Below are 23437 nucleotides of genomic sequence, written 5' to 3' on the forward strand. Positions count from 1 at the left end.
TCTCCTTGAAGATCAGGAATCGGAATCGCGCAGACTCGGCCCCTGGCTGGAACTGCCGCCGTCGCCCCCGCGCAGCGTGTGGGCGGCGGTGGTTGCGGCATGGGTGAGTTGCTGGCGGCGATGCAGGCGTTTGGCCCAGGCGGGTTGCTCCTGCGGCGCGGTGGAGGGCGTATCACCACCAGACGCTGGGCCGCCCGATGCGGCGGCTGTACCGCCTCCCGCCGAAGTCGTGCCTTCCTGGCGGAAAGCTGCGGCGGCACGTTCCTTCATCGAACGCGCGCCATCGGCCACCTTCTGCCCGGCTGCCTGAGCGCCTGTCTTGGCGACATTGCCGAAGCCCGCAGCGGCACCCTTGAGGCCGCCGCCGGCCGAAGCGGAACCGGCCTGGAACGCCGACCGTGCACTGCTGGCAGCCCCAGCGGCAGCCCGCGCGCCGCTGCCGGCCAGCTTGGCGGCAGCGGGCGCCATGCGCGCTCCAGCAGCTACCGCGCCGCCGACGCCCGTGGCTGCGGCGCCGACGGCAACGGCAGCGCCCGCAGCGCCCAGCGCAGCACCGGCCATCGCACCCGCGCCAAGCTGCGGCCCGCCAGACACCAGCCCGGTTGCAATGCCTGGCCCGAAGATGCCCAAGGCCAGCAGGGTCAGCGAGGCCAGCATCACGACCACGGAGTGGTCGATGGATGGCTCGGCGGGATGTACCTGAAACTCGGCGAACAGCCCCGAGCCGATGCCCACAATGACGGCGAGCACCAGCACCTTGATGCCGGACGACACCACGTTGCCCAGCACCTTTTCGGCGAGGAACGCGGTCTTGTTCCACAGCGCGAACGGCACCAGCACGAAGCCGGCGAGCGTGGTCAGCTTGAACTCGATCAGCGTGATGAAAAGCTGGATCGCCAGCACGAAGAAGCACAGGATGACGATCAACCACGCGAGGAACATCACGACGATGGGCGTGATGTTCACGAACACCTCGGGGAAGCCCGCCATGTTGCCGATCTGCTCAAGGATCGGCGCACCGGCGTCGATGCCGACCTTGGCCAGCCGCCCAGGGTGTAGGAAGTTCTCCATGCTCAAGGTCGAGCCGCTGGCCGTTAGGCCCAGCCCGGCGAAGGAGCGGAACAGGATGCCGGCCAGCGTGTTGAAGTTGCCGATGATGTAGGCGAAGGCACCGACGTACAGCACCTTGCGGATCAGCTTGGCGATCACGTCCTCGCCCTGGCCGACGGCATGGCCCATCGCCCAGAACAGCCCGGCGATCGTCATGTCGATGACGATCAGCGTGGCGGTCAGAAACGCCACCTCGCCATGCAGCAGTCCAAAGCCCGAGTCGATGTAGCGCGAGAAGGTATCGAGGAAGCGGTCGATGATCGTTACGTCGTTCATGGTGAGTCCTCCTGCCCAGGCGCATCGGCATCGGCGGGTTCATCGAAGCTGGGCGGAATCGGCGGCAGGTCGGCTAGCGTCTGATACTCGCTCGGCCCGGTCTGGCCGGAGAGAAAGCGCCGCAGGTCGGCCTGGGCCACCTGCGCGCAAAACGCGCCGTCGTGCGCGCCCGTGCGGCACTGCGCGCGCAGCGTGTGCAACCGGGATGGATCGGCGGCCAGTGAAGCCACCGACAGCGGCTGATCGCAGCCGGACAGCAGGAACGCGAGAGCGAACACGACAGGCGCGTACTTCATGGCCGCACCTCGTCAGTGGTTGTAGAAATCGACGGCTTGCGGCGTGTACGGCGTGCCACTGCCCAGGAAGCGGCGCGTCATCTCACGTCCGCGCTCCGTGGCCGCCGCCTGCCGCGCCAGTTCCAGCGCGGCAGCGCGATCCTGCGTGATCTGGAGCCGCTGCGACTGGATCGACTGCTTGGCCTGCAAGGCCAGCAACTGGTTCATGGCCTGCATCGCCTGCAACGCACCTTCGGCTGACTGGCTCTTGCCCACGAGGTCGGCGAGCACGCTTTCGTCTTCGCCCAGGTTCTGCGAAACCTGGGCCTGCATCCGCATCGTGGTCTGCAAGCCGTTGAGCGTGTTCTTCCATCGCTCCTGCGTGTCGCGGTACATCTGGTCGCCGCTCACCGTGGCGGCGTACTGCTCGGGATACAGGCGCTGAAACTCCCGATCCAGATTCGTCACGTCGTAGGCCAGGCCGCGCGCCTGGTCGATCAGCCGCTGCGTGGTCGCCAGATTGGCGCGCAACTGGCCGACCACGCTGGATGGCAGGCTGGCGAGATTGCGCGCCTGGTTCATCAGCATCTGCGCTTCGTTCTGAAGCTGCTGGATCTGGTTGTTGATCTGCTCCAGCGTGCGGATCGCGGTCAGCGTGTTCTGCACGAGGTTGGTGGGATCGACCACGACCCATTGCGCATGGGCGGTGGCGGTGCAAAGCATGGCCGCGATTGCGGCGGCGACAAGACGCTTTTTCATGACAGGTTCTCCAGGGGTTGATCAGCGAGGGAACCCGGCGCAAGGCCGGGGAACGAGGGCAGCAGGTCGGCCGCCCAATCGAGGCCGCGATGGCGCAGCCAGGCGCCCGCGAAGCCGGGTACGCCGGCGTCCAGCAGCACGCGGTCTATGTCGCGCTGGTCTTGCGGCGTGGAAGCGCCCGCAAACGCCAGCGCGGCCGGCCCCAGGTCGAGGTCGAACAGGCGGTTGCCGAGGCGGGATTGGTAGTAGTAGTCGCGCTTGGGCTGCGCGGTGGCGACGATCTCGATCTGCCGGCTGTTGAGGCCGAAGCCTTCGTAGATCGTGCGAATCTGCGGCTCAGTCGCCTGCGGGTTCGGCAGGAAGATGCGGCTGGCGCAGCTTTCGATAATCGCGGGGGCGATGCTCGAATCCTTGATGTCCGCGAGCGACTGCGTGGCGAAGATCACCGACACGTTTTTCTTGCGTAGCGTCTTGAGCCACTGGCGGATACGCGCGGCAAACACCGGGTCATCGAGGAACAACCACGCTTCATCGAGGATCAGCAGCGTGGGCGATCCGTCGAAGCGTTCATCGAAGCGCGCAAAGAGGTAATGCAGCACGGCCATGACGGCGGCCTTGCTGTGCATCAGCTCCTCCATCTCGAAGCACTGCACGTCGGCCATGCCGAGCCGGTCGTGGTCAGCGTCCAGCAGCTTGCCGTGCGCACCACCGAGCACGTAGGGCGCGAGCGCCTGGCGCAGCGCGTTCGATTGCAGCAGCACCGACAGGCCGGTCATCGTGCGCTGCTCCACCGGCGCACCGGCGAGGCTTCCAAGCGCCGACCAGATAGCCGCCTTCTCGTCGGGGCCGACCGCCACGCCTTCGTGCAGCAAGCGGCCTTCGACCCATTCTGCGGCCCAGGTGCGGTAGCCCTCGCGGTCGATGCGTGCCAAGGGCTGGAAGGCGATTTCGCCATCCGTGCCCAGGTCGTAGTGTTCGCCGCCCAAGCCCAGGATCGTGGCCCGCATCGAGCGGCCCATGTCGAAGGCGAAGATGCGCGAACCGCGATAGCGACGGAACTGCATCGCCAGCGTGGCGAGCAAGACCGACTTGCCCATGCCGGTCGGGCCTGCGACCAGCGTGTGGCCCACGTCGCCGATGTGCGTCACCAGCCGGAACGGCGTCGCGCCATCGGTGCGCGTGACGATCAGCGGCGGGCCGTCGAGGTGGTCGTTCTTTTCCGGCCCCGCCCATACTGCGGACACCGGCATCATGTGTGCTAGGTTCAGCGTCGAGACGATGGGCTGGCGCACGTTGGCGTAAGCGTTGCCCGGAATGGATGACAGCCACGCATCCACGGCGTTGAGCGTTTCCGGGATGGTGACGAAGCCGCGCCCCTGGATGACCCGCTCCACCATGCGCAGCTTCTCGTCGGCTACGGCCGGGTCGGCATCGAGCACCGTCACCGTGGCGGTGAGATAGCCGAAGGCGACCTGATCGCTGCCCAGCTCCTGTAAGGCGGCATCGGCGTCGGTCGCCTTGTTGCTGGCGTCAGTATCGACCAACGGGCTTTCCTGCTGGAAGATCGTTTCGCGCAGCAGCGCGATGACGTTCTTCCTTTTTGCAAACCACTGGCGGCGCAGGCGGGTGAGTTCCTTTTCCGCCTCGGATTTGTCGAGACAGAGAAAGCGCGTACTCCAACGATATGCAAAGCCCAAGCGGTTGAGGTCGTCCAGAATCCCCGGCCAGGTCGAGGTCGGAAAACCGCGCACCGACACCACGCGCAGGTGCTGGTCGCCCAGCATGGGCGCCAGGCCACCGACCAGCGGCGAGTCGGTCAGCAGGGCGTCGATGTGGAACGGCACTTCGGGCACACCGACGCGGTAGCGCCGCGTCGAGATGGTCGTGTGCAGGTAGGTCAGCGTCTGGCTGTCATCCAGCCAGACGATTTCCGGCATCACGCCGTCGAGCAGGTCAAAGACGCGATCCGTTTCCGCGACGAAGGCTTGCAGCCGCTCGCGCCAGTCCACGCCATTCGTCGGTGTGTTCTCGTAGAGCATCTTGGCTGCACGGGCGCGGGATTCTTCCGGCGGCAGGTAAAGCAACGTCAGGTGATAGCCGCTCTCGAAGTGATGGCCCGATTCCTCGAAGGCGGCCCGGCGTTCTTCCTCCACCACCCACGAAAGCGGCTCGGGAAACTCCGAGTGCGGATAGTCGGCCGCAGGCCGGCGCTCGGCTTCGATGAACAGCGCCCAGCCCGATCCCATGCGGCGCAGCGCGTTGTTCAACCGCGCCGACGTGGCGATCAGCTCGCCTTGCGTCGCGCTGTCGAGGTCAGGCCCGCGAAACCGGGCCGTGCGCTGGAAACTGCCGTCCTTGTTCAAGACGACGCCCGGTGCGACCAGCCCGGCCCAGGGCAGCCAGTCGGCAAGCAAGGCCGGGCGCTGGCGGTATTCGGCGAGGTTCAGCATCGCGGCGTCCTCCCCTCACACGTCCAGCAGCGGGCGGTGCTTGATGTGCCGGGCGAAGACCTGCATGAACTGCGGATCGACGCGCGCACCCCACACCGCCAGCGAATGGCCGACGATCCAGAGCACGACGCCCGGAATCCACAGTTGCAGGCCCAGGCCGACAGCGGCGGCCAGCGTGCCGTTAGCGATCGCTACGGTGCGCGGCGCACCGCCCAGCAGAATCGGCTCGGTCAGCGAGCGATGCAGCGGCACCTCGAAGCCGTCCGCGAAGGTGTCAGGGGCACTCATACGACCGCCCCGCCGGAGAAGCTGAAGAACGACAGGAAGAAGCTCGAAGCGGCGAACGCGATGGACAGACCGAATACGATCTGGATCAGCTTGCGGAACCCGCCGGACGTGTCGCCGAACGCGAGCGCGAGGCCCGTGGCGATGATGATGATGACCGCGACGATGCGCGCCACCGGCCCCTGGATGGATTCGAGGATGGATTGCAGCGGGCCTTCCCACGGCATCGAGGAACCGGCGGCCTGCGCGGCTCCGGCCAGGAACAACAGCAACGCGGCCAGCAGCAGCCCTTGCCCCGCAGGACGGGCCAGGCAGCGCAGCCGCGCAAGACGCAAAGCCGGATTTGCAGAAAAACGGAAAGCAGGAATGGTCATCTGCGTCATGGCAGTTCTCCAAGTGAGTCAAGGGATGAGGAAGTCGCCGCAGCGGGTACGGCATCGGGGTTTGGCGACAACTCGGGAAACGGCGTGTCCAGCGCGTCCGCCTCCCAATCCGCCAATCGGTAGCCCACGCCGTCAAAGCCGACGACGCGGGCGATGCTCTCGATGCGGCGCTTGCGCCCGCGCCCGGCGATATGGATCACCACGTTGACCGCCTCGGCGATCAGCGCACGCGGCGGGTTCACCGCCACTTCGAGAATCAGTTGCTCCAGGCGCAGCAGCGCGCCGAGCGCGGAGCCGGCGTGGATCGTGGCGATACCGCCCGGATGGCCGGTGCCCCACACCTTGATGAGATCCAGCGCCTCGGCGCCGCGCACCTCGCCGACGACGACGCGATCAGGCCGCAGGCGCATGGACGACCGCACCAGTTCGGTCATGGACACGACGCCGGCGCGCGTGCGCAGCGGCACATGGTCGCGGGCCGCGCATTGCAACTCGATGGTGTCTTCGAGCACCAGTACGCGGTCGCCCGTGGCGGCGATCTCGGCCAGCAGCGCATTGGCGAGCGTGGTCTTGCCGCTGCTCGTGGCTCCTGCGATCAGGACGTTCTGGCGCTCGCGCACGGCGCGAACGAGAAAGCCCGCCTGCTCGGCGGTCATCATTCCGTCCTCGATGTAGCGCGACAGAGGGATGACGCCGATGGCGCGCTTGCGCAGCGCGAAGGCCGGCCCCGGCGCAGCGGGCGGCAAGATGCCCTCGAAGCGTTCGCCGGTTTCGGGCAACTCGGCGGACAGCAGCGGTTGCCCGCGATGGACTTCTGCGCCAACGTGGGCCGCGACCAAGCGGATGATTCGCTCGCCGTCCGTCTCCGGCAACTCCGCGCCCATCGGCGCGCGCCCACTGGAAAGCCGATCCACCCAAAGGGTGCGATCGGGGTTCAGCATCACCTCCACCACGTCCGGGTCTTCGAGCGCGGCGGCGATCAGCGGCCCCATCGCCGTGCGCAGCATCTGGATGCGGCGGTCGAGCGAGGTGGTGAGGGATGAAGGCGCGGCGCTCATGAGGCACGCTCCTGCGCTTGCGCGGCTGCCGCCGCGTCTTCCATCCGCATTGGGTCGGGATGCAGTTCCTCCACCACGTCGCGCACCAGGCTGCGGCCCCGCAGCAGGTGGCGGCCAAGCTGCTCGGTGAACTGCTCGAAGCGCGCCTTGCCTTGCGCGCGTGCCGCGTCTTGGTGCGCCTCGGGAACCGGAGTGCTCACGGTCAGGTAGTAGCGGATGAACAGCGCCAGCGTTTCGATGGCGATGTTCTGGTCGCGCTCCATGCGATCGGCCTGGCGCGAGAGGCGATCCAGCCGCTTGGCAATGGCCGCCTCGCGCTGGTCGGCGGCATCGGGCGACAGCCATGATGCGAGCGCCGCCGCGACGATGGACGACTTGGACACGCCTTTCTTGGCGGCCAGCTCATCGAGCCGCTTGGCGTGCTCCGGCTGGATGAACAGGTTGAGGCGATAGTGGCTCATAGCTCGATTCCGTCGTTGGGGTCGAGGGAAGCCAGCCGGGCGCTGCGCTGCATGGCCGGATCAAGCTGGCGAGGAAGGGGAAGCGGCAGGTCGTCGTCGTCATCGAGCAGCGCGAGGTCGGCCGTGGGAGCGGCCAGCTCGGAGTCGTAGGCGACGGTTTCGGAGAGTTCGGGCTGACGGCGCGGGCCGCCGTCGTCGGCCGAACCCAAGTTCTCCAGGCCATCAGCGGACGCGGCGGCCAGTGCAGCGGGCACGGACGGAATCGCCAACCCGCTCCAGTCGTCGGGCCGCAATGGCGGCGCGTCGGCGTACTGCCCATCCGCCAGCGCGGGCGGTGGCAGCACGCGACGCTTGAAATTGGCGTCCGCGTAGTAGCGCAGCTTCTTCGCCTTGATCGGCGCCACGCTGGACACCATCACCACGGCCTCGTCAGGCGGAAGCTGCATGACTTCGCCCGGCGTCAGCAGCGGGCGCGCGGTTTCCTGGCGCGACACCATCAGGTGGCCCAGCCACGGCGCGAGCCGATGGCCCGCGTAGTTGCGCTGCGCGCGCAGCTCGGTAGCGGTGCCGAGCGTTTCGGAAATGCGCTTGGCCGTGCGCTCGTCGTTCGTGGCGAACGTCACGCGCACATGGCAGTTGTCCAGAATCGAATGGTTCTGGCCATAGGCTTTGTCGATCTGGTTGAGCGACTGCGCGATGAGGAAGCTGCGGATGCCGTAGCCCGCCATGAAGGCCAGGGCCGTCTCGAAGAAGTCGAGCCGCCCCAGCGCCGGGAACTCATCGAGCATCAGCAGCAGCTTGTGGCGGCGCTGAATGCCGTCGGAGCCGTCGAGCGATTCGGTGAGGCGCCGGCCGATCTGGTTGAGGATCAGGCGAATGAGCGGCTTCGTCCGCGAAATGTCCGAAGGCGGCACCACGAGGTACAGCGATACCGGATGCTCGGCAGCGATCAGGTCAGCGATGCGCCAATCGCAACGCGAGGTGACTTCGGCCACCGTGGGATCGCGGTACAGGCCGAGGAACGACATGGCCGTGGACAGCACGCCCGAGCGTTCGTTATCGCTCTTGTTGAGGACTTCGCGCGCAGCGGATGCCACCACGGGATGTGGGCCACCACCTTCCTCGTTCACGAGGTGCGGCGTAGTCATCATCCGATGCAAGGTCAGCTCGAACGGACTGGCCGGGTCGGAGAGGAAGTTGGCGACGCCGCGCAGAGTCTTGTCTTCGCCTGCGTAGAGCACATGCAGGATGGCCCCAACCAGTAGCGCGTGCGAGGTCTTTTCCCAATGGTTGCGCTTCTCCAGCGCACCTTCGGGATCAACCAGAATGTCCGCGATGTTCTGCACGTCGCGCACCTCATGCGCGCCGCGCCGTACCTCCAGCAGCGGGTTGTAGGCCGCTGACTTCGCATCGGTCGGGTTGAACAGCAGGCAATGCGAGAAGCGCGAGCGCCAACCGGCGGTGATCTGCCAGTTCTCGCCCTTGATGTCGTGGATGACGGCCGAGGCTGGCCAGGAAAGCAGCGTCGGCACCACCAGGCCCACACCTTTGCCCGAGCGCGTGGGCGCGAAGGTCAGGACGTGTTCCGGGCCTTCATGCCGCAGGTACTGGCGGTCGTGCTGGCCGAGGAACACGCCGGCCGGCTGCGTGAGGCCAGCCTTGCGAATGTCATCCGCGTTCGCCCAGCGTGCCGAGCCGTAGGTCGTAACCAGCCGCGATTGGCGCGAGCGCCAGATCGACATACCGATGGCGACCACCACCGCCAGCAGGCCACTGCCGCCCGCGATGGCGCCGCCGGTATCGAACACGCGCGGCGCGTAGGCATCGAAGAAGAACCACCACTCGAACAGTTTCCACGGGTGGTAGATCGGTGTGCCGAGAAGATCGAACCAGGGCGAGCCAAGGCGTAGCTGGTAGCCAAGGGCTGCTGCTGTCCATTGCGTGGCGCTCCATACGCCAGCGATCACGATGCCGAATACCACGGCGATCTGACCGAACAGCACGTTCGTCCCTTGCATAACCTCGCCTCCGATCACGGCACACAGAGGTGCCGCAGCACTGAGGATCAAGGCGTTCGCGCAGGTCGGTCAAAGGCCGATGTGGCGGCAATTTAGGCCCAAAAAGTCAGATTTCCTTTAGTGGCGAAAGCAATAAAAACGCCGCAAGCGCGAGCGCATTGCGGCGTAGTGAGGTAACAGCGAGAACTTCGTCGCAGCGAAGCGACCGAGAGATAACCTACTTGGATTTTTGCTCGGGCCGATCACCGAAAAATCGCCGTTTGGCGGCTTCGGCAGCACGCAGACATAGTTCGTCGCCAACCTTCGCGCGGTCTTCCTTGCATTGACGTTGAATCTCTTTGATGCGTTCGGGATTGGCTACGAGCGCATCCACGGTTTCCGAAGGTTGAGAAGGACCGCATGCAGGCAGTGCAGTGACCAATATCAGCAATATCACTTTGTTCATAGCCTTATTCCTACTATCGGTCGCGTGGAAGGTCTTCGGGGATGCCGAGTTCATCAGCCGAATCAATAAAATCTACTCGTTCGATAAATCGAGCCAGCATTTCGGACGGCTCCGTATCGCGGCGCAGCAGATAGGTCATGAGCATAGTCGGCTTGCCCGCCAAGCGCCGGGCCACGACTCCCGGCTCGCGGCTGGAAGCAATGTGCGCCTCGCCCGCCAAGCCCAATGCTAAGCCGGCGGAGACTAAAGTCATCATCACGTCGAAGGTCGCCACGCGCTGCGCGATCAGCGGCTCTTGTCCGCATGTGCGTAGGAACCGATCGACCTGGCGCGCGTGGCCTTCGCACACTGCTGGGTCGCCCAGCGCCAGCGGATGGCGCAACACCTCCTTCAGCGGGATCTGTTTGAAGGCAAGCACCGGATGGCGGGCTGGTACCGCCACCATCAATTCGTCTTCCCATGCAGGAGTGACGATGATGCCATCACCTGCATCCTCTGCCATCGAGAAGCCCGCGTCATACAGGTCGCTATGAAGCCCCTTGATCTGCTGATCCAAAGGCACCTCGAACAATCGGATTTCCACCTCGGGGTCCTCTTCGCGGCTGCGCGCCAGCAATGCCGGCAGGCGCGAAGGCGTGACGCCATCGGACAAGGCAATACGCAACTGGCCGCAAAAGCCGTTGGCGGCGGACTTGACACTATCGCGGGCCTGCTCCAGCACTGTAAAGACTCGCTGAACGTGCTCCAGAAACAGCCGTCCAGCGCGGGTCAGTTGTGTGCTGCGAGTGGTGCGGACAAACAGGCGTGCGCCGAGTTCTTCCTCCAACTCCTTGATGGTGCGAGATAACGGAGATTGGTCGATGTGCAACCGCTCGGCAGCGCGGGCAAAGTGAAGCTCCTCTGCTACAGCGAGGAAACACCGTAGATGACGAAGCTCCACAAATCAATCTCCTATTAAGTGTTATTTGAACCTACACATTGAATCTTCTGTCCGGGGTAGTCACCGAAGGCCATGCGCCTATCCGAATCGGACAGGCGCTGGGACTTCTTTCTGACGCCATTGGGAGGCATCAGCAGATCGCGCGAATTACCCGCCGTGCTCCTGTTCAAGCAGCGAGCTGAGGCGAGCAACTTCATTGCTGGTAATGGCAATGTTCCGCCCGTCCTTCGTCGCCACTGAGGCGCCGATGGATTGATACACGGCGCGTCCGAAGCGACTTTCCTGTGCCATCTTTCCATCCTTGAAGACGTACAGCGTTCCCCCGTCAGCCAGCGGAACCATCTCCTTGGCTGCCTGGGCTGCTGCATGACCGGCGAAGGCAGGCACGGAGAGGGCGCTCAACAGGGCGGCAATGACAATTTGCGATTTCATGATCGACTCCTTTGTGAAAACGACGACAACTTGCGCCGCGCCGTTAAATGTAGAAGCGCGCGATCTACAGATCGCTTACCCGTGCATTACATTCAATTCATGTGCTGTCATTTGGTGCCAGTCAAGGATTAGGTGCCGTTGGGAGAAAGGATGCCAAGCCACGCAACGCTCGCCAAAACCAGAACGGCTAATGTCGCCTCCGTGAACAGACTCTGCCGTAGCTTGACGACCGCGTGTGCGTGGTTGCCTGTTCTCAATGCCGCCTCCAGACTTGGGCTCAGTCGAAACCGATTGGCTGCCGCCAGCGCGAGCATTCCTCCGAACAACAGGAGTTTTCCTACGAGCAGGCGGCCATAGAGCGTTGAGAAGAGCGGATCAAGCGATGGCCCAGCGATCAACAGGTAATTCAGGGCTCCGGTCACGACGAGTGCCGCCACGATCACAGTACCTATCCGAGCGAAACCATTGGATGTTCGGCTCAGGATCTCTACTGAGCCTTGCCCGGTATTTGGTTTGTTCGCCGCAAGCACCAAGAACGCGATCAATGCGCCTACCCAGGCACCGGCCGCCCAGAGGTGCGTGATGTCCGAAGCGAGATGAATGTATCCGCGCACGCCGTCATCCATGGCGCCATGTCCCGCCCATGCAAGGGTCGCCAACGCCACACCACTGGAAGCGGCCATCGCTGCAAAACGCAGTGTTGAATTCATGCGCAACACTGCGATGAGCACACACGTCACTAACGCCAGGATGCGAATGCACCAGGCGATGCCCATGTGCGTGCCCGTAATGAGCATGTCGAAAACGTGCGTTGACAGCTCCGCGTAGCTTTGGGCGCCGGACATGGCCTTGGCCATGACCGTCATGCCCCACATCGACAGGACAATGCCGATGGCGGCGGATGCGCCAATGAGTACGCGATAGCGGCGCGAGATCGTCGAGGATCGCTCGTCGTTGCCCAAAGCATAGAGTCCGAACATGGCGACGCCAAACGCCGCCGCCAGGTCCAGATAAAGCGCCAGGCGCAGGACGATGGTCAACCAATCCCCGGCCATGGGCTTACTTCACCTTGAAGGTGACGTTACCCGTGATCGGATGCGTGTCCGAGGAGACGGCACGCCATTCGACGCGATAGTCGCCCGGCTGGAGCGCCTGTGCCGGCGTGATGACCATGGTCTTGCCGTCGCCGGCACCCGCGACGCTGGCGTTGATCTTCATCGGGCCATGGCTCGCCATTCCCGGCATGCCCGTCATGACAAGGCTTGCGGCGGAGAACTGCGGCACCAGCGTTTCGGAGAACTTCAGCTCGATGGTGGCTGGCGCGGAAACCTGCGACTTGTCGGCCGGCGTTGAAGACACCAGCGAAGGATGCGCGAATGCGGCGGTGGCGAACAGGCCAGCAGCGATCGGCGCGACGAGCTTGGCGATGAAATGTGAACGGGTCATAGAAGTTTCTACCTGGATGTGTGAGGTGTGGTTTAAGAACGAAATGCCGAGATAAGGCTTGCACCTTCGCAACGGCGTGGAACGAAAGAAACGGTTCGCTGGGCGATAGCAGACTCCTGTTGGTTCTGAAAGATGTTTCGGTCACAGTCGGCTCGCTCTCAGCCGCAAGGCGTTGCCCACGACCGATGCCGAACTCAGGCTCATCGCCAATGCTGCGATCAGGGGCGACAGCAACCAGCCCGTGAGGGGATAGAGAACCCCGGCGGCGATGGGGATGCCCAGCGCGTTGTAGAGGAAGGCGAACATGAGGTTCTGCTTCATGTTGCCCACGGTACTCACCGAGAGCGTGCGAGCGACAGCAATGCCACGCAGGTCGCCCTTGACCAGCGTGACCTGAGCGCTGTTCATCGCCACGTCGGTTCCCGTTCCCATGGCGATGCCCACGTCTGCCTTCGCCAAGGCCGGCGCGTCGTTGATGCCGTCTCCGGCCATGGCGACGATGCGGCCTTCTTTCTGCAGCCGCTCGATCAACATGAGCTTGTCCGCCGGCTTGACCTCACCATGCACCTCGTCGATGCCTAGGCGTGCACCGACGGCTTTGGCGGTGGTCTGCCCGTCCCCGGTGGCCATGATGACCCGCAGGCCCGCAGCCTTCAACGCGGCCAGGGCCTCGGGGGTGCTGCCCTTGACCGGGTCGGATACGGCGAGCAAACCCGCGAGTTGCCCGTCCACAGCCAAGTACATGACGCTGGCCCCTTCGCCGCGCAGAGTTTCGGCCTGGGGTACGAGCGGTTCCACCGATACGCCAGACTGTTCCATCAGCACTGTGTTGCCCAACGCCAGTTGCCGGTGCTCAACCTTTCCGCGCACGCCGATGCCGGTTCCCGATTCAAAGCTCTGAGGCTTCACGAGTTGGAGGCCCTGGGCACGCGCGGCCTGCACGATGGCGTCGGCCAGGGGGTGTTCACTGCCCTGGTCCAGGCTGGCCGCAAGACGCAGCACCTCATCGTTCGTAAAGCCGCGTGCTGCGACGACCTGATCGAAAGCAGGTCGGCCTTCGGTCAGGGTTCCTGTCTTGTCGATGACGAGGGTATCGACCTTGCGAAGATTCTCGATCGCCGCGGCATCGCGGAACAACACGCCCTGCGTGGCGCCACGGCCCGTTGCGACCATGATCGACATCGGCGTGGCCAGACCCAGCGCGCACGGGCAGGCGATGATCAGGACGGCCACCGCATTGATCAGTCCATAGACCCAGGTGGGCTGTGGCCCGAAGAATCCCCATACAAAGAGCGTCGTGACCGCAATGGCGACGACGGCCATCACGAAGTAGCCGGCAACGACATCGGCCATGCGTTGCATCGGTGCCTTGGAACGCTGCGCCTGGGCGACCATCTGGACGATCTGCGATAGAACGGTGTCCGAGCCGATCCGCTCCGAACGCATGACCAGCGCGCCGTTGGTGTTGAGTGTGGCCCCGATGACCTTGTCGCCCGCGCGCTTGCTGACGGGCAGCGGTTCGCCGGTCAGCATGGATTCGTCAATCGAGCTGCTGCCCTCGTGCACGATGCCATCCACCGGCACCTTCTCGCCGGGTCGGATGCGCAGCAGGTCGCCGACGTGCACATGGCTGAGCGGCACGTCTTCCTCGCTGCCGTCCGCATTGATGCGCCGCGCGGTCTTGGGCGCCAGCCCCAGCAGCGACTTGATAGCCGCCGAAGTCTGGGAGCGGGCCTTGAGTTCCAGCACCTGGCCGAGCAGTGTCAGCGAGATGATGACGGCGGCGGCCTCGAAATACACGCCGACCCGTCCCATGGACATGAAGGAGGCTGGAAACACTTCCGGCGCAACGGTTGCCACGACGCTGTAGATGAATGCCGCACCCGTTCCCAGGCCGATCAGTGTCCACATGTTCGGGCTGCGGTTGACCACGGACAGCCAGCCGCGGGAGAAGAAGGGCCAGCCGGCCCACAGCACGATCGGCAACGACAGCACCAACTCGACCCAGCTCTGCGTAGCCATGTCCATCAGGTGCAGCCGCTCGCCCAGCATCGCCAGCGCCAGGACCACGAGCGTCAACGGCAAGGTCCACCAGAAGCGACGCGAGAAGTCACGCAACTCCGGGTTGTCGTCGTCGAGGTCGGGCAGCAGGGGCTCCAGCGTCATCCCGCACTTGGGGCAGGTTCCCGGATGATCCTGGCGGATCTCCGGGTGCATCGGGCAGGTGTAGATCGTTCCGGGTGCGGTTGGCGATGCCGCCGGGGCCGGTGAAACTGCGGTGCTGGCATGGTGATGCGGCGCATGGCCGCTGCCTGTGCCTATGCCCGCGCCACCGCTGGCATATCGCGCCGGATCGGTGTCGAATTTGGCCTTGCATCCGGTGCTGCAAAACAAGTACGTGTTCCCCAAGTGCGTGGAGCGGTGCTCCGACGCCGCCGTGACCGCCATGCCACACACCGGATCGCGCGTCGCGGCATCGGGCTGCGAGTGGCTTGAGGACCCGCCCGCGTCGTCACTGCCGGCATGGCTGGCGTGATGGTGGTGCGTATGCGGGCCGGACGTTGTGGCACCCGCCGCCATGCCTGCGTGCTCATGTCCTGAAGACTTGCTGGGTGAATTCATAGTGACAAGTGCCCTCCGCCGTTAACCGTTGGTGTCTGGTGATCGCAGCAGGCCGCAGGCGCGCAAGGAGACAAGCGCGGCGTCGCGTGCTCGCACGGTGCGAGCACGCGACTCATTGCTTCTGCTCCTTGGCGGGTGCGGCACCTTCCTCACCCTGACGCGCGGCATGATCGTGTCCGCCGTGGCCGTGACCACGGTGCATGAACAGGTGCATCAGCGGACAAGCCGCCAGCAGCAGGAAGGGGAGATAGCCGGCAACATGTGCCGTGTGCTCCTTGAGCAGGAAATACGCGGCGACAGCGGCGATGATGAGGAACGCCACGCCGTAGCGCGATCGCCAGAACCGGGGACGATCGCTGGGGGTCTGTGTGTGCTGATGCTGCATGGCATATCTCCACGGAAAAGGGTTGATGGATGGTCAGCGATGCGACTGATAGACCGTGCTACTACCGTTTTTCCCGATCAGCAGCACGTCGTAGGCGTCCTTGCGTCCACCATAGGCCGGACCATCCATGCCGGGCGAACCGACCGGCATGCCCGGCGCCGCGAGGCCGATGGCCTGCGGGGCTTCGCGCAGCAAGCGTTGAATGTCCGAGGCAGGCACATGACCCTCGATGGCATAGCCGCCGATCTGCGCCGTGTGGCACGAACCGTACTTCTGCGGGATGCCCAGCCGCGTGCGCGCTGCCGTGTTCCCGGTGTCAAGAACCTGCACATCGAAGCCTGCGCCTTGCAGGTGTGAGACCCAGTCCTTGCAGCAACCGCAGCTCGGGTCCTTCCACACCTTGGCGATCGGTCGGCTCTGCGCCAGGCTCGGTCCTGCGAGTGCCATCACCAACAAGCCAGCGATCAATGCTTGGCGTCTCGGCACTTTGCCCTGGCTTCTGTCGTAGTGCATGTTCATAGATTGCCTCTCATCAGATGATCAAACCCACAAGGTTCTAGAACCAGAATCGCACGCCAGCCACCCAGCGCGTCTGCTGCGCGCGGCCACCTTCGGCGCGCACATAGTCCGCGGTGCGTCCGAAGCTGCCCGCCCGTTCCACGCCGATGTAGGGGGCGAACTGGCGACTGAATTCATAGCGCAGGCGCAAGCCAGCAGACGCTTCGGCCAAGCCCTTGCCGATACCGCGTTCCGGGTCGTCCTTGCCATAGAACTGCAATTCGGCACGAGGCTCCAGAATCAGTCGCTGGGTCAGCAGCAGCTCGTAGCTGCCTTCGACACGCAGCGCCGTACGTCCGCCACTTCCCACGTAGCCCGTCGCCTTCAGCTCGAACCAGTAGGGGGCGAGGCCCTGGATGCCGAAAGCCAACCATTGACGGCTCGGGCCTTTTCCGTTATCCACCCGAACGCCGAGCTGGGTGTCCCAGTACGGTGCGACGGCGTGCCCCCAGAGAAGCTCGGTACGCGATTTTTCGAGCTTTCCTTTGGCGATATCGCCTTCGGCCTTCACGACGGCCTTGTTGTAGGTCGTCCCATACCAAGCCTGGAGGTTGTAGGCCGTGGAATCGTCCCCTTTGCGCGTGAAGCGGCGTTCCAGGGTTTCGCCGCGCAACGAGAAGAACCTGTGTTCGTCGGCCAGCATCAGCCGCGGCACACCGGGTACGGCGTAGTCGCCCGATCCCAATGTCAGGCCATTGGAGTAGCCATGCGGATCGCGGGCGTCAGGAGGCGCCGACCCGCCCTGCATCTGCATGTTGCCGTGATCCATGGCCGGGGCCGCGGTCGAGCCGCTCGCCGACGTCGCGTGACCCGCGTGCGGGTCGGCGGCAGGAGCCACGGTCTGAGTGGATGGCGCGGCCGTTTGAGCGTCGGCCTGGCCGTGCGCTGCATGGTCGTTCTGTGCTTGTGCCTGGGCGGCGACGCTTACCAGGGCCAGAAGCGTCGTGGCCAGTGCGCGAGTGGGGAGTGCTTTGGACATTCTTGGTCTTCCTTGTGCGCTGGGTTCAAGACACCACGACTTCGCGGAACATGCCGGCATCCATGTGGAACATCAGGTGGCAGTGCCACGCCCAGCGGCCGAGCGCGTCGGCTGTCACCAGGAAGCTGATGCGTTGTGCCGGCTGCACCGGCAGGGTGTGGCGGCGCGCAAGGAAGCGACCGTCGGGGCTTTCCAGCTCGCTCCACATGCCGTGCAGGTGCATGGGATGGGTCATCATGGTGTCGTTGTGCAGAATGACCCGCAGCCGCTCGCCGTGTTTGAAGTGCACCGGCGTGGACTTTCCGAACTCCAGCCCGTCCAGGGACCATGCGTAGCGTTCCATGTTGCCCGTGAGGTGCAGTTCGACCTCCCGGCCAGGGCCTCTCTTGTCCAGCGGCCCCGACGGGGTATGCAGATCCGCGAGGGTCAACACTCGCCGACCGTTGTTGCGCAGTCCGATGCCGGGGTCATCGAGGTTGGTGCGCGCCATGTCAACGCGCATGTCCGTGCTGGCACCATACTCGGTGCGAGCGTGGCGAGCAGTAGTGCTGGGCACGGCCAGTCCCCCCGCCGCCGCGGCGTGTTGGCTGTGATCCATCGCCATGCCACCGTGGTTCATGGCGCCGTGATTCATGCCAGCCATCGCCCCATGATCCATCCCGGACATCGAACCCGAGCCCATCCCGGTCATCCCGGTCATGCCCGTCATGCCCGTCATGCCCGTCATCTCCATGGCTTGGCCGGACCCGCCGTGGTCCATGCCCCCCATCATGCTGCCCATCATGTCGTTCATGGTCAGCCATTCGACCGGATCGAGGGCAGGCACGGGAGCTTGAAGACCTTCACGCACGGCCAGCGTGGCCCGCGCGTAGCCTGTCCGGTCCATCGCCTGGGCGAAGATCGTGTAAGCGTCATCCCGTGGCTGGACGATCACATCGACGGTTTCGCCCGGACCGAATCGGAACTCATCGACCGTCACCGGCTCCATGTCAACACCATCGACGTGCACCACCGTGAGTTTCAGTCCGGGAATGCGTACGTCGTAGAAGGTGTTGCCCGCACCGTTGACCATGCGCAGCCGCACGCGCTCACCCGGTCGGAACAGCGCCGTCCAATTGCCGGCGGGGGTGACGCCGTTGGCCAGATAGGTCAGCGTGGCGGCAGACAGATCGGCGAGATCCGTCGGATTCATCCGCATCTCGTTCCACATCTTGCGCTTGTCGATCGCAGCGGCCATGCCGTCGCGCGAGGCGTCCCGGAAGAAGTCGAAGACGGTAGGTTGGTTGTAGTTGTAGTAGCCGCTTTGGGACTTGAGCTTGGTGAACACCCGCATCGGGTCTTCGTCGGTCCAATCCGAGAACAGCAGCACGTGGTCACGGTCGGCGCGGATGGTCTCGGCACCAGCGGGGTCGATGATGATCGCCCCGTACATGCCCGTGAGTTCCTGGAAGCCGGAGTGCGAGTGGTACCAGTAGGAGCCGCTTTGCTGAACCTTGAAGCGGTACGTGAAGGTCTCGCCGGGAGCGATGCCATTGAAGCTGATGCCCGGCACGCCATCCATCTGATACGGCAGGATGATCCCGTGCCAGTGGATGGATGTGGCTTCACGCAGCTTGTTGGTCACACGGATTGTGACGGTGTCACCCTCACGCCAACGCAATGTCGGTGCCGGCAGCGAGCCGTTGATGGTCGTAGCCACGCCTGGCTTGCCCGTGAAGTTCACGGGCGATTCGGCGATCACCAAGTCGAACTCGGTGCCCTTCAGCACAGGGGCGGCACCGCGCGTCGCGGAGCCTTGTTGGGCAAATGCCCTGAGCGCCGGGGTGGACAGCCCGGCCAGGACGCCGCCAGCGGCCAGCCCCTGAACAAAACGCCGACGAGACAGGCCCAGTGGGGGCGCGATTACAAAGGGCGAACGAGGCGGCATGGCCTGAAATCCTCCATAGATAACTTGAAAGTCGTCTTTAGAGCCGCCTTTGGTCTTGGGCGGCACGGTTCGACGCATGGAGGTCATGCTATGGAGTGACCACTTTCGGATGAATGACCCTTGGATTACATTCATGTAATGGTCGCGTCATCTTCGTGGCAGGAAGCGACTATTACATTGCCCCTAAGAAGCAGATGAATGGGGCATCGTGGGCGGCAAAATTCCTTACGCCGCAGCGATTTCATGGGGCATGCGATGAAGCTGTTGGTCGTTGAAGACGAGAACAAGACGGCGGATTACGTCCGCCAAGGTCTCATGGAGGCAGGGTTCGTCGTGGATCTGGCGCGTAACGGATTGGACGGACACCACTTGGCCATGAGCGAGACCTACGATTTGGTGGTCTTGGATGTCATGCTGCCGGATGTCGATGGCTGGCGCATCGTGCGTTCGCTGCGAGATGCTGGCAAACAAGTCCCTGTGCTATTTCTAACCGCACGTGGCAGCGTAGATGACCGCGTCAAGGGGTTGGAACTGGGGGCAGACGACTATCTCGTCAAGCCGTTCGCGTTCTCGGAATTGCTGGCGCGGGTGCGGACGCTGCTGCGACGCGGAAGCGCTCCGAGCCAGCCTGATCGCATCCAAGTTGCCGATTTGGTGCTGGACTTGCCGCGCCGACGTGCAACGCGCGCTGGTCAGCGCATCAATCTCACCAGCAAGGAGTTCGCGTTGCTCGAACTGCTGGCACGCCGACAGGGTGAAGTTCTGCCGCGTTCGTTGATTGCGTCTCAGGTATGGGACATGAATTTCGACAGCGACAGCAACGTCATTGATGTGGCCATCCGTCGTCTGCGCGCAAAGATCGACGATGCGTTCAATCCAAAGCTCATCCACACTGTACGTGGCATGGGATACACGCTCGATGCGCCTGATGATGACCTCGCGCCATAAGCCACGGCGAAGCCGTCCCGCGTCGCTTGCATTGAGGGTCACGGCCCTGGTTGGCATTGCCACTACCTTGGTATTTCTAGCGTTCAACTGGGTTGTCGTTAGATCCCTGGAGCACCACTTTGCCCAACAGGACGCCCATGAACTGGACGCAGTGGTCACGGCCTTGGCAGAGCCGTTGCGACAGATCGCTAATGACATGGACAAAGATGAGTTGCGGCAGCATTTAGCCAATGCAGTGGCAGGACATCATGGGATGACCTATGGTGTCTATGATCGGCCGGGCAATACCATCTATGCCACGCCGGGTCCTGACCTGTCGAAACTTGCCAGCAGCAAAAAGTTGGTCAACCGCATCACCGCCGACGATTTGACGGTGTGGCAAGAGAATCAGAGGTCTTATCGAGGTGTGGCGCTACAACTGCCTGCCGACGATTCGGCGGCACCTGGCTACCGCATCGTCGCTGCCATGGACATCGGCTTTCATCTCGATTTCTTGGCAGAGTTCAAGCGCATGCTCTGGTGGGCGACCTGCCTTGTTCTCTGCATTGCGCTCGGGGTGGCTTGGCTGGCCGTGCAATGGGGCCACCTTCCAATCCGCAAGGTCAACGAGGAGATTCGCACGATCCGCTCTTCAAAGCTAGATGTGAGACTTGATCCTCTGGACGTACCTATAGAACTGGCTGAACTTGTGGTCGCCTTCAACGACATGCTGGCCAGAATCGAGGAAGGGTTTGTCCGCCTGTCGCACTTTTCCGCCGACATTGCGCACGAGTTGCGTACACCCGTTACCAACCTGATTACGCAGTCCCATGTGGCGCTCGGGCAACCCCGCAGTGCAGAGGAATATCGGGAGATCCTCTACTCCAACTTGGAGGAGTTTGATCGCATGAGTCGCATGATCGGCGACATGTTGTTTCTAGCTCAAACGGAAAATGACCCTCGAAATCTCCGCCTCGGCGAAATCGACTTGGCTGAGTTGATCCGAGGTTTGTTTGACTACTTCGAGGCATTAGCTGAAGACCGCAACATCACACTTTACGCAAAGGGTGCTGCCGAACCAATACGAGCGGATCGTGAGATGTTGCTGCGGGCGCTCAACAATCTTCTTTCCAACGCAATCCGTCATACTCCCTATGGGTCGCGTATTACAGTCGCTTTGGCGCAAGATGAGCGATGGACAACGATAAGTGTCGAAAATCCGGGCGAGCGAATTTCGGAGGCTGATCTGCCGAAGTTATTCGATCGCTTTTTCCGAGTAGATCCTGCCCGCCAACGAAAGAACGCAGGTGCAGGGCTAGGGCTGGCCATCGTCAAATCAATTGCCGAAGCTCATGGTGGACATGTGCAGGCAACGTCCAGCGATACAGCGACTAAATTTGATCTAACGCTGCCTCGCATCGCTTAAGTTGGCCTCTCGCCATTGCGGGAGAATGCAGATCGTGGATGGGCGCAGTTTCGACTCGTCGGAAGCAGGTTGCTCGTCAGATGATGGACATGCCTTTCTGCCGTCCAATCTCCCATGACACGCCACCGCCGCGTACAGTGGCAGCAAGTTGCTGACCTAGCCGTTGCTCGATCACTGGTTTCCACGGCACTAGGCTGAATCCCATGCCGTCATCGAGCATCGCGTAGCGCCCGCTGGCGAGCATGACGCTGCGCCGGTAGATGCCGGCCACGCGCTGCCCATCGGCCACCGGGCGATGCTCCAGGCCGGTTTCGCCGGCAATGTCCTTCGCGGCCTGTGCCAGTTCCCGGTTGCGCAGCGTGCCCAGCAGGTTGCGCGCCAGGATCACGCGCTGCCCGCGCCGCTCGGCCAGTCCCTGTTCGGCCAGGAAGTCGGCGCGCTGCTGCATCGCCTGCTTGGCCTCGCCGCCAAAGCCCAGGTCGCCCAGACCCGAGCCGCCGCCGATCAACTGCTGGTCGAGCCAGGTGGCCCCGATCACTCGGGCCTGCCGCTCGATGGGCAGGTGCGATTTCAGCTCCACGGCCACGCCGCCCAGGCGCTGCGCGTCGTAGCGGCGGCCCTGCTCGGGCAGATCGTCCGGCACCTTCCATAGACCTTCGGCCACGCGCTCCACAATGCCGGCGCGGCGCAAGGCTTCCAGCCGACGGACATGGGCTGCGACGACTTCCTGTGGATCGCGGCCGGGCATGGCCTGACCCTGCGCGATGGCGAGGTGGTGGTCGGTGCGGTACAGGCCATCGCTCGCCAGCGCGGCGATGTTCTTGTCGGCCGCGCGCACATCGGCCGATCCCTTCACCTCCACCACCGCGCCGGCCGGATAGTTCGCCAGTTCGTCGCGGGTGTTGAGCGCGACGTAGTGGGCCTTGCCGTCCACGCCGTCGATGACCAGATAGCCCCGGTCGCGCAGCTCGTCGGCCAGCCCCTTCGCGGCCACGCGGCCGAGGATGGTTCGGCCATCGTCGCCCGCCTCGAACACCGCCAGCTCGCGCGGCTCGCCGCGCATGGCCCGCTGCATGGTGCGGATGATGTCGCCACGCTCGCCCAGGGCGCGCAGCGTCTTTTCGGCATCGGCGTGGACGGCCCAGGTGCCCGGCTGCATCTCGTCGGCCAGGCCCAGGCGCTGCAAGCGTTGCAGGCGGCCGATCAGCAGCAGGCGCTGGCGTTGCAGCCGCGGTTCGTTGAACCGTTCGACATGCACCAAGCCATCGTCGCCCAGTTCGCGTTTGAGCGTGCGATCCAGGCTCGTCCATCGCTCCTGATCCACTTCACGCTGCAAGGTCTGCTGGATCTCCAGCTCGGTGCGTGGCCCCAGCCATTCGGTCGCCAGCTCGGACGCGCGATGCCGGAAGCCATCGGCGATGTAGTCGCCCGCGATGATGAGGTCTTTGCCGGTGTCGTCGCGTCCGCGCACGATCAAGTGGGTGTGCGGGTTGTCGGTGTTCCAGTGATCGACCGCCACCCATTCCAGCCGTGTGCCCAGGTCGGCTTCCATGCGGCCCATGAGATGCCGCGTGTAGGTGCGCAGGTCGTCCAGTTCCGCGCCATCCTCCGGCAAGAGGATGAAGCGGAAATGGTGCCGGTCGTCGGCGCAGCGTTCCTTGAAGGCGTCGAGGCCGGCAGCATCGGTCTGCGGCCCATAGGCTTGGCCTGGCTCGCCGTCGCGGCCGGCGCCGTCGCGCTCGATGTAGCGCAGGTGCTTGGCGAGCGACTGCGGACTGGCCCGCTGCTGATTGACCAGCAGCGTCTTGATGGTCACGCGCCGCGACATGGGCGTGAGCTTCGCGCCCGCGAAGCGCGCCGCCGTGTGGCCGCGTCCCAGCCGCGAGCCGGGCCGCTGGCCGATGCCGGCGCCCTTGCCACTGCCGCCAGGACGGCGCACCGCCGACTTGCCGCTGCTGGCCTTTCCTGCCTGCTTGAGCACCTTGGAAACGAAGCCCTGGCCCCGGTTCTTCGGGGCGCTGGGGCGGATGCGGAAATCGTCATCGCGGCGGTTGGTCATGGCTGGGCTCCCTGCAAGCTCTGGCGTGTCCGGGCGTGCGAAGCACGTGGACATGACTGCATCGGCGCGGGCTTCGCGCCCCAAGCGGCACGGCGGCAAAGCCGCTCCGTGCCGCGCCACCCCCACGTGCAGACAGGCTTTCGACGCGGCCCGGTGCCGCGTCCTTTTGTCTTGCCTTCCGCATTTGCCTCCCGCATCCGCTCCCGGCAATCGCGG

Annotated in this window: 22 protein-coding genes; 2 read left to right on the forward strand and 20 right to left on the reverse strand. The window is 64.2% G+C overall.

The genetic code is table 11. The features are described from left to right. Positions 1-12: 12 nt before the first annotated feature. From trbL to CDN99_RS26805, 19 genes are all read right to left on the reverse strand, one after another. On the reverse strand, positions 13-1386 hold the full coding sequence (trbL, locus tag CDN99_RS26715) for a P-type conjugative transfer protein TrbL (protein WP_012202369.1): 1374 nt from the start codon (positions 1384-1386) through the stop codon (positions 13-15). Continuing rightward, positions 1383-1682 carry an EexN family lipoprotein gene (locus CDN99_RS26720; protein WP_012202370.1) on the reverse strand — a complete coding sequence of 100 codons (300 nt, stop codon included), beginning with the start codon at positions 1680-1682 and terminating at the stop codon, positions 1383-1385. Before CDN99_RS26720 ends, trbL begins: the two co-directional genes overlap by 4 nt. Before the next feature lie 12 nt (positions 1683-1694). Beyond that, on the reverse strand, positions 1695-2420 hold the full coding sequence (gene trbJ / locus CDN99_RS26725; RefSeq protein ID WP_012202371.1) for a P-type conjugative transfer protein TrbJ: 726 nt from the start codon (positions 2418-2420) through the stop codon (positions 1695-1697). Continuing rightward, on the reverse strand, positions 2417-4870 hold the full coding sequence (gene trbE / locus CDN99_RS26730; protein ID WP_012202372.1) for a conjugal transfer protein TrbE: 2454 nt from the start codon (positions 4868-4870) through the stop codon (positions 2417-2419). Before trbE ends, trbJ begins: the two co-directional genes overlap by 4 nt. A 15-nt stretch (positions 4871-4885) precedes the next feature. Beyond that, a complete protein-coding gene (locus tag CDN99_RS26735) occupies positions 4886-5158 on the reverse strand; it encodes a VirB3 family type IV secretion system protein (RefSeq protein ID WP_003103993.1) in 273 nt (90 codons plus the stop codon). Then, complete coding sequence (locus CDN99_RS26740; RefSeq protein ID WP_012202373.1) at positions 5155-5538, reverse strand: TrbC/VirB2 family type IV secretion system protein; 384 nt, start codon at positions 5536-5538, stop codon at positions 5155-5157. Before CDN99_RS26740 ends, CDN99_RS26735 begins: the two co-directional genes overlap by 4 nt. After that, complete coding sequence (gene trbB / locus CDN99_RS26745) at positions 5535-6596, reverse strand: P-type conjugative transfer ATPase TrbB (RefSeq protein WP_012202374.1); 1062 nt, start codon at positions 6594-6596, stop codon at positions 5535-5537. Before trbB ends, CDN99_RS26740 begins: the two co-directional genes overlap by 4 nt. Further along, entirely contained in the window at positions 6593-7057 is a 465-nt protein-coding gene (locus CDN99_RS26750; protein WP_012202375.1) for a ribbon-helix-helix protein, CopG family, read from the reverse strand. Before CDN99_RS26750 ends, trbB begins: the two co-directional genes overlap by 4 nt. Continuing rightward, positions 7054-9075: a conjugal transfer protein TraG gene (locus CDN99_RS26755; RefSeq protein ID WP_012202376.1), complete on the reverse strand. Its 2022-nt coding sequence runs from the start codon at positions 9073-9075 to the stop codon at positions 7054-7056. Before CDN99_RS26755 ends, CDN99_RS26750 begins: the two co-directional genes overlap by 4 nt. A gap of 217 nt (positions 9076-9292) precedes the next feature. Continuing rightward, positions 9293-9520, reverse strand: coding sequence for an EexN family lipoprotein (locus tag CDN99_RS26760; RefSeq protein ID WP_016451559.1), 228 nt, complete (start codon positions 9518-9520; stop codon positions 9293-9295). Between the two features lie 13 nt (positions 9521-9533). Then, a complete protein-coding gene (locus CDN99_RS26765; RefSeq protein WP_012202378.1) occupies positions 9534-10460 on the reverse strand; it encodes a LysR family transcriptional regulator in 927 nt (308 codons plus the stop codon). Positions 10461-10607: 147 nt separating this feature from the next. After that, a complete protein-coding gene (locus CDN99_RS26770; protein WP_016451563.1) occupies positions 10608-10892 on the reverse strand; it encodes a CopK family periplasmic copper-binding protein in 285 nt (94 codons plus the stop codon). 128 nt (positions 10893-11020) lie between these two features. Continuing rightward, on the reverse strand, positions 11021-11947 hold the full coding sequence (gene copD / locus CDN99_RS26775) for a copper homeostasis membrane protein CopD (protein WP_008063304.1): 927 nt from the start codon (positions 11945-11947) through the stop codon (positions 11021-11023). Between the two features lie 4 nt (positions 11948-11951). Further along, the gene (copC, locus tag CDN99_RS26780; RefSeq protein ID WP_008063308.1) at positions 11952-12338 is read right to left on the reverse strand and encodes a copper homeostasis periplasmic binding protein CopC; all 387 of its coding nucleotides are present in this window, start codon (positions 12336-12338) and stop codon (positions 11952-11954) included. A 141-nt stretch (positions 12339-12479) separates the two neighbouring features. Further along, entirely contained in the window at positions 12480-14918 is a 2439-nt protein-coding gene (locus CDN99_RS26785; protein WP_079383069.1) for a heavy metal translocating P-type ATPase, read from the reverse strand. Between the two features lie 154 nt (positions 14919-15072). Further along, positions 15073-15345, reverse strand: coding sequence for a DUF2933 domain-containing protein (locus tag CDN99_RS26790; RefSeq protein WP_008063316.1), 273 nt, complete (start codon positions 15343-15345; stop codon positions 15073-15075). A gap of 33 nt (positions 15346-15378) precedes the next feature. Next, a complete protein-coding gene (locus CDN99_RS26795) occupies positions 15379-15864 on the reverse strand; it encodes a DUF411 domain-containing protein (protein WP_003090303.1) in 486 nt (161 codons plus the stop codon). A 37-nt stretch (positions 15865-15901) separates the two neighbouring features. Beyond that, a complete protein-coding gene (locus tag CDN99_RS26800) occupies positions 15902-16882 on the reverse strand; it encodes a copper resistance protein B (protein WP_012202381.1) in 981 nt (326 codons plus the stop codon). A 25-nt stretch (positions 16883-16907) separates the two neighbouring features. Next, a complete protein-coding gene (locus CDN99_RS26805) occupies positions 16908-18809 on the reverse strand; it encodes a copper resistance system multicopper oxidase (protein ID WP_012202382.1) in 1902 nt (633 codons plus the stop codon). A gap of 255 nt (positions 18810-19064) precedes the next feature. Here CDN99_RS26805 and CDN99_RS26810 point away from each other — a divergent pair, with 255 nt between their 5' ends. Together CDN99_RS26810 and CDN99_RS26815 are read left to right on the forward strand one after the other, a co-directional pair. Then, positions 19065-19757: a heavy metal response regulator transcription factor gene (locus CDN99_RS26810; RefSeq protein WP_012202383.1), complete on the forward strand. Its 693-nt coding sequence runs from the start codon at positions 19065-19067 to the stop codon at positions 19755-19757. Further along, on the forward strand, positions 19741-21162 hold the full coding sequence (locus CDN99_RS26815) for a heavy metal sensor histidine kinase (RefSeq protein WP_428148544.1): 1422 nt from the start codon (positions 19741-19743) through the stop codon (positions 21160-21162). The genes CDN99_RS26810 and CDN99_RS26815 overlap by 17 nt, the downstream gene beginning before the upstream one ends. 76 nt (positions 21163-21238) lie before the next feature. Here CDN99_RS26815 and CDN99_RS26820 read toward each other — a convergent pair whose 3' ends face one another. After that, the gene (locus tag CDN99_RS26820) at positions 21239-23221 is read right to left on the reverse strand and encodes a relaxase/mobilization nuclease domain-containing protein (RefSeq protein WP_033945451.1); all 1983 of its coding nucleotides are present in this window, start codon (positions 23219-23221) and stop codon (positions 21239-21241) included. Positions 23222-23437 lie beyond the last annotated feature (216 nt).

Origin of the sequence: Roseateles aquatilis, assembly GCF_002205645.1 — a bacterium.
Lineage (GTDB): Bacteria > Pseudomonadota > Gammaproteobacteria > Burkholderiales > Burkholderiaceae_C > Roseateles > Roseateles aquatilis.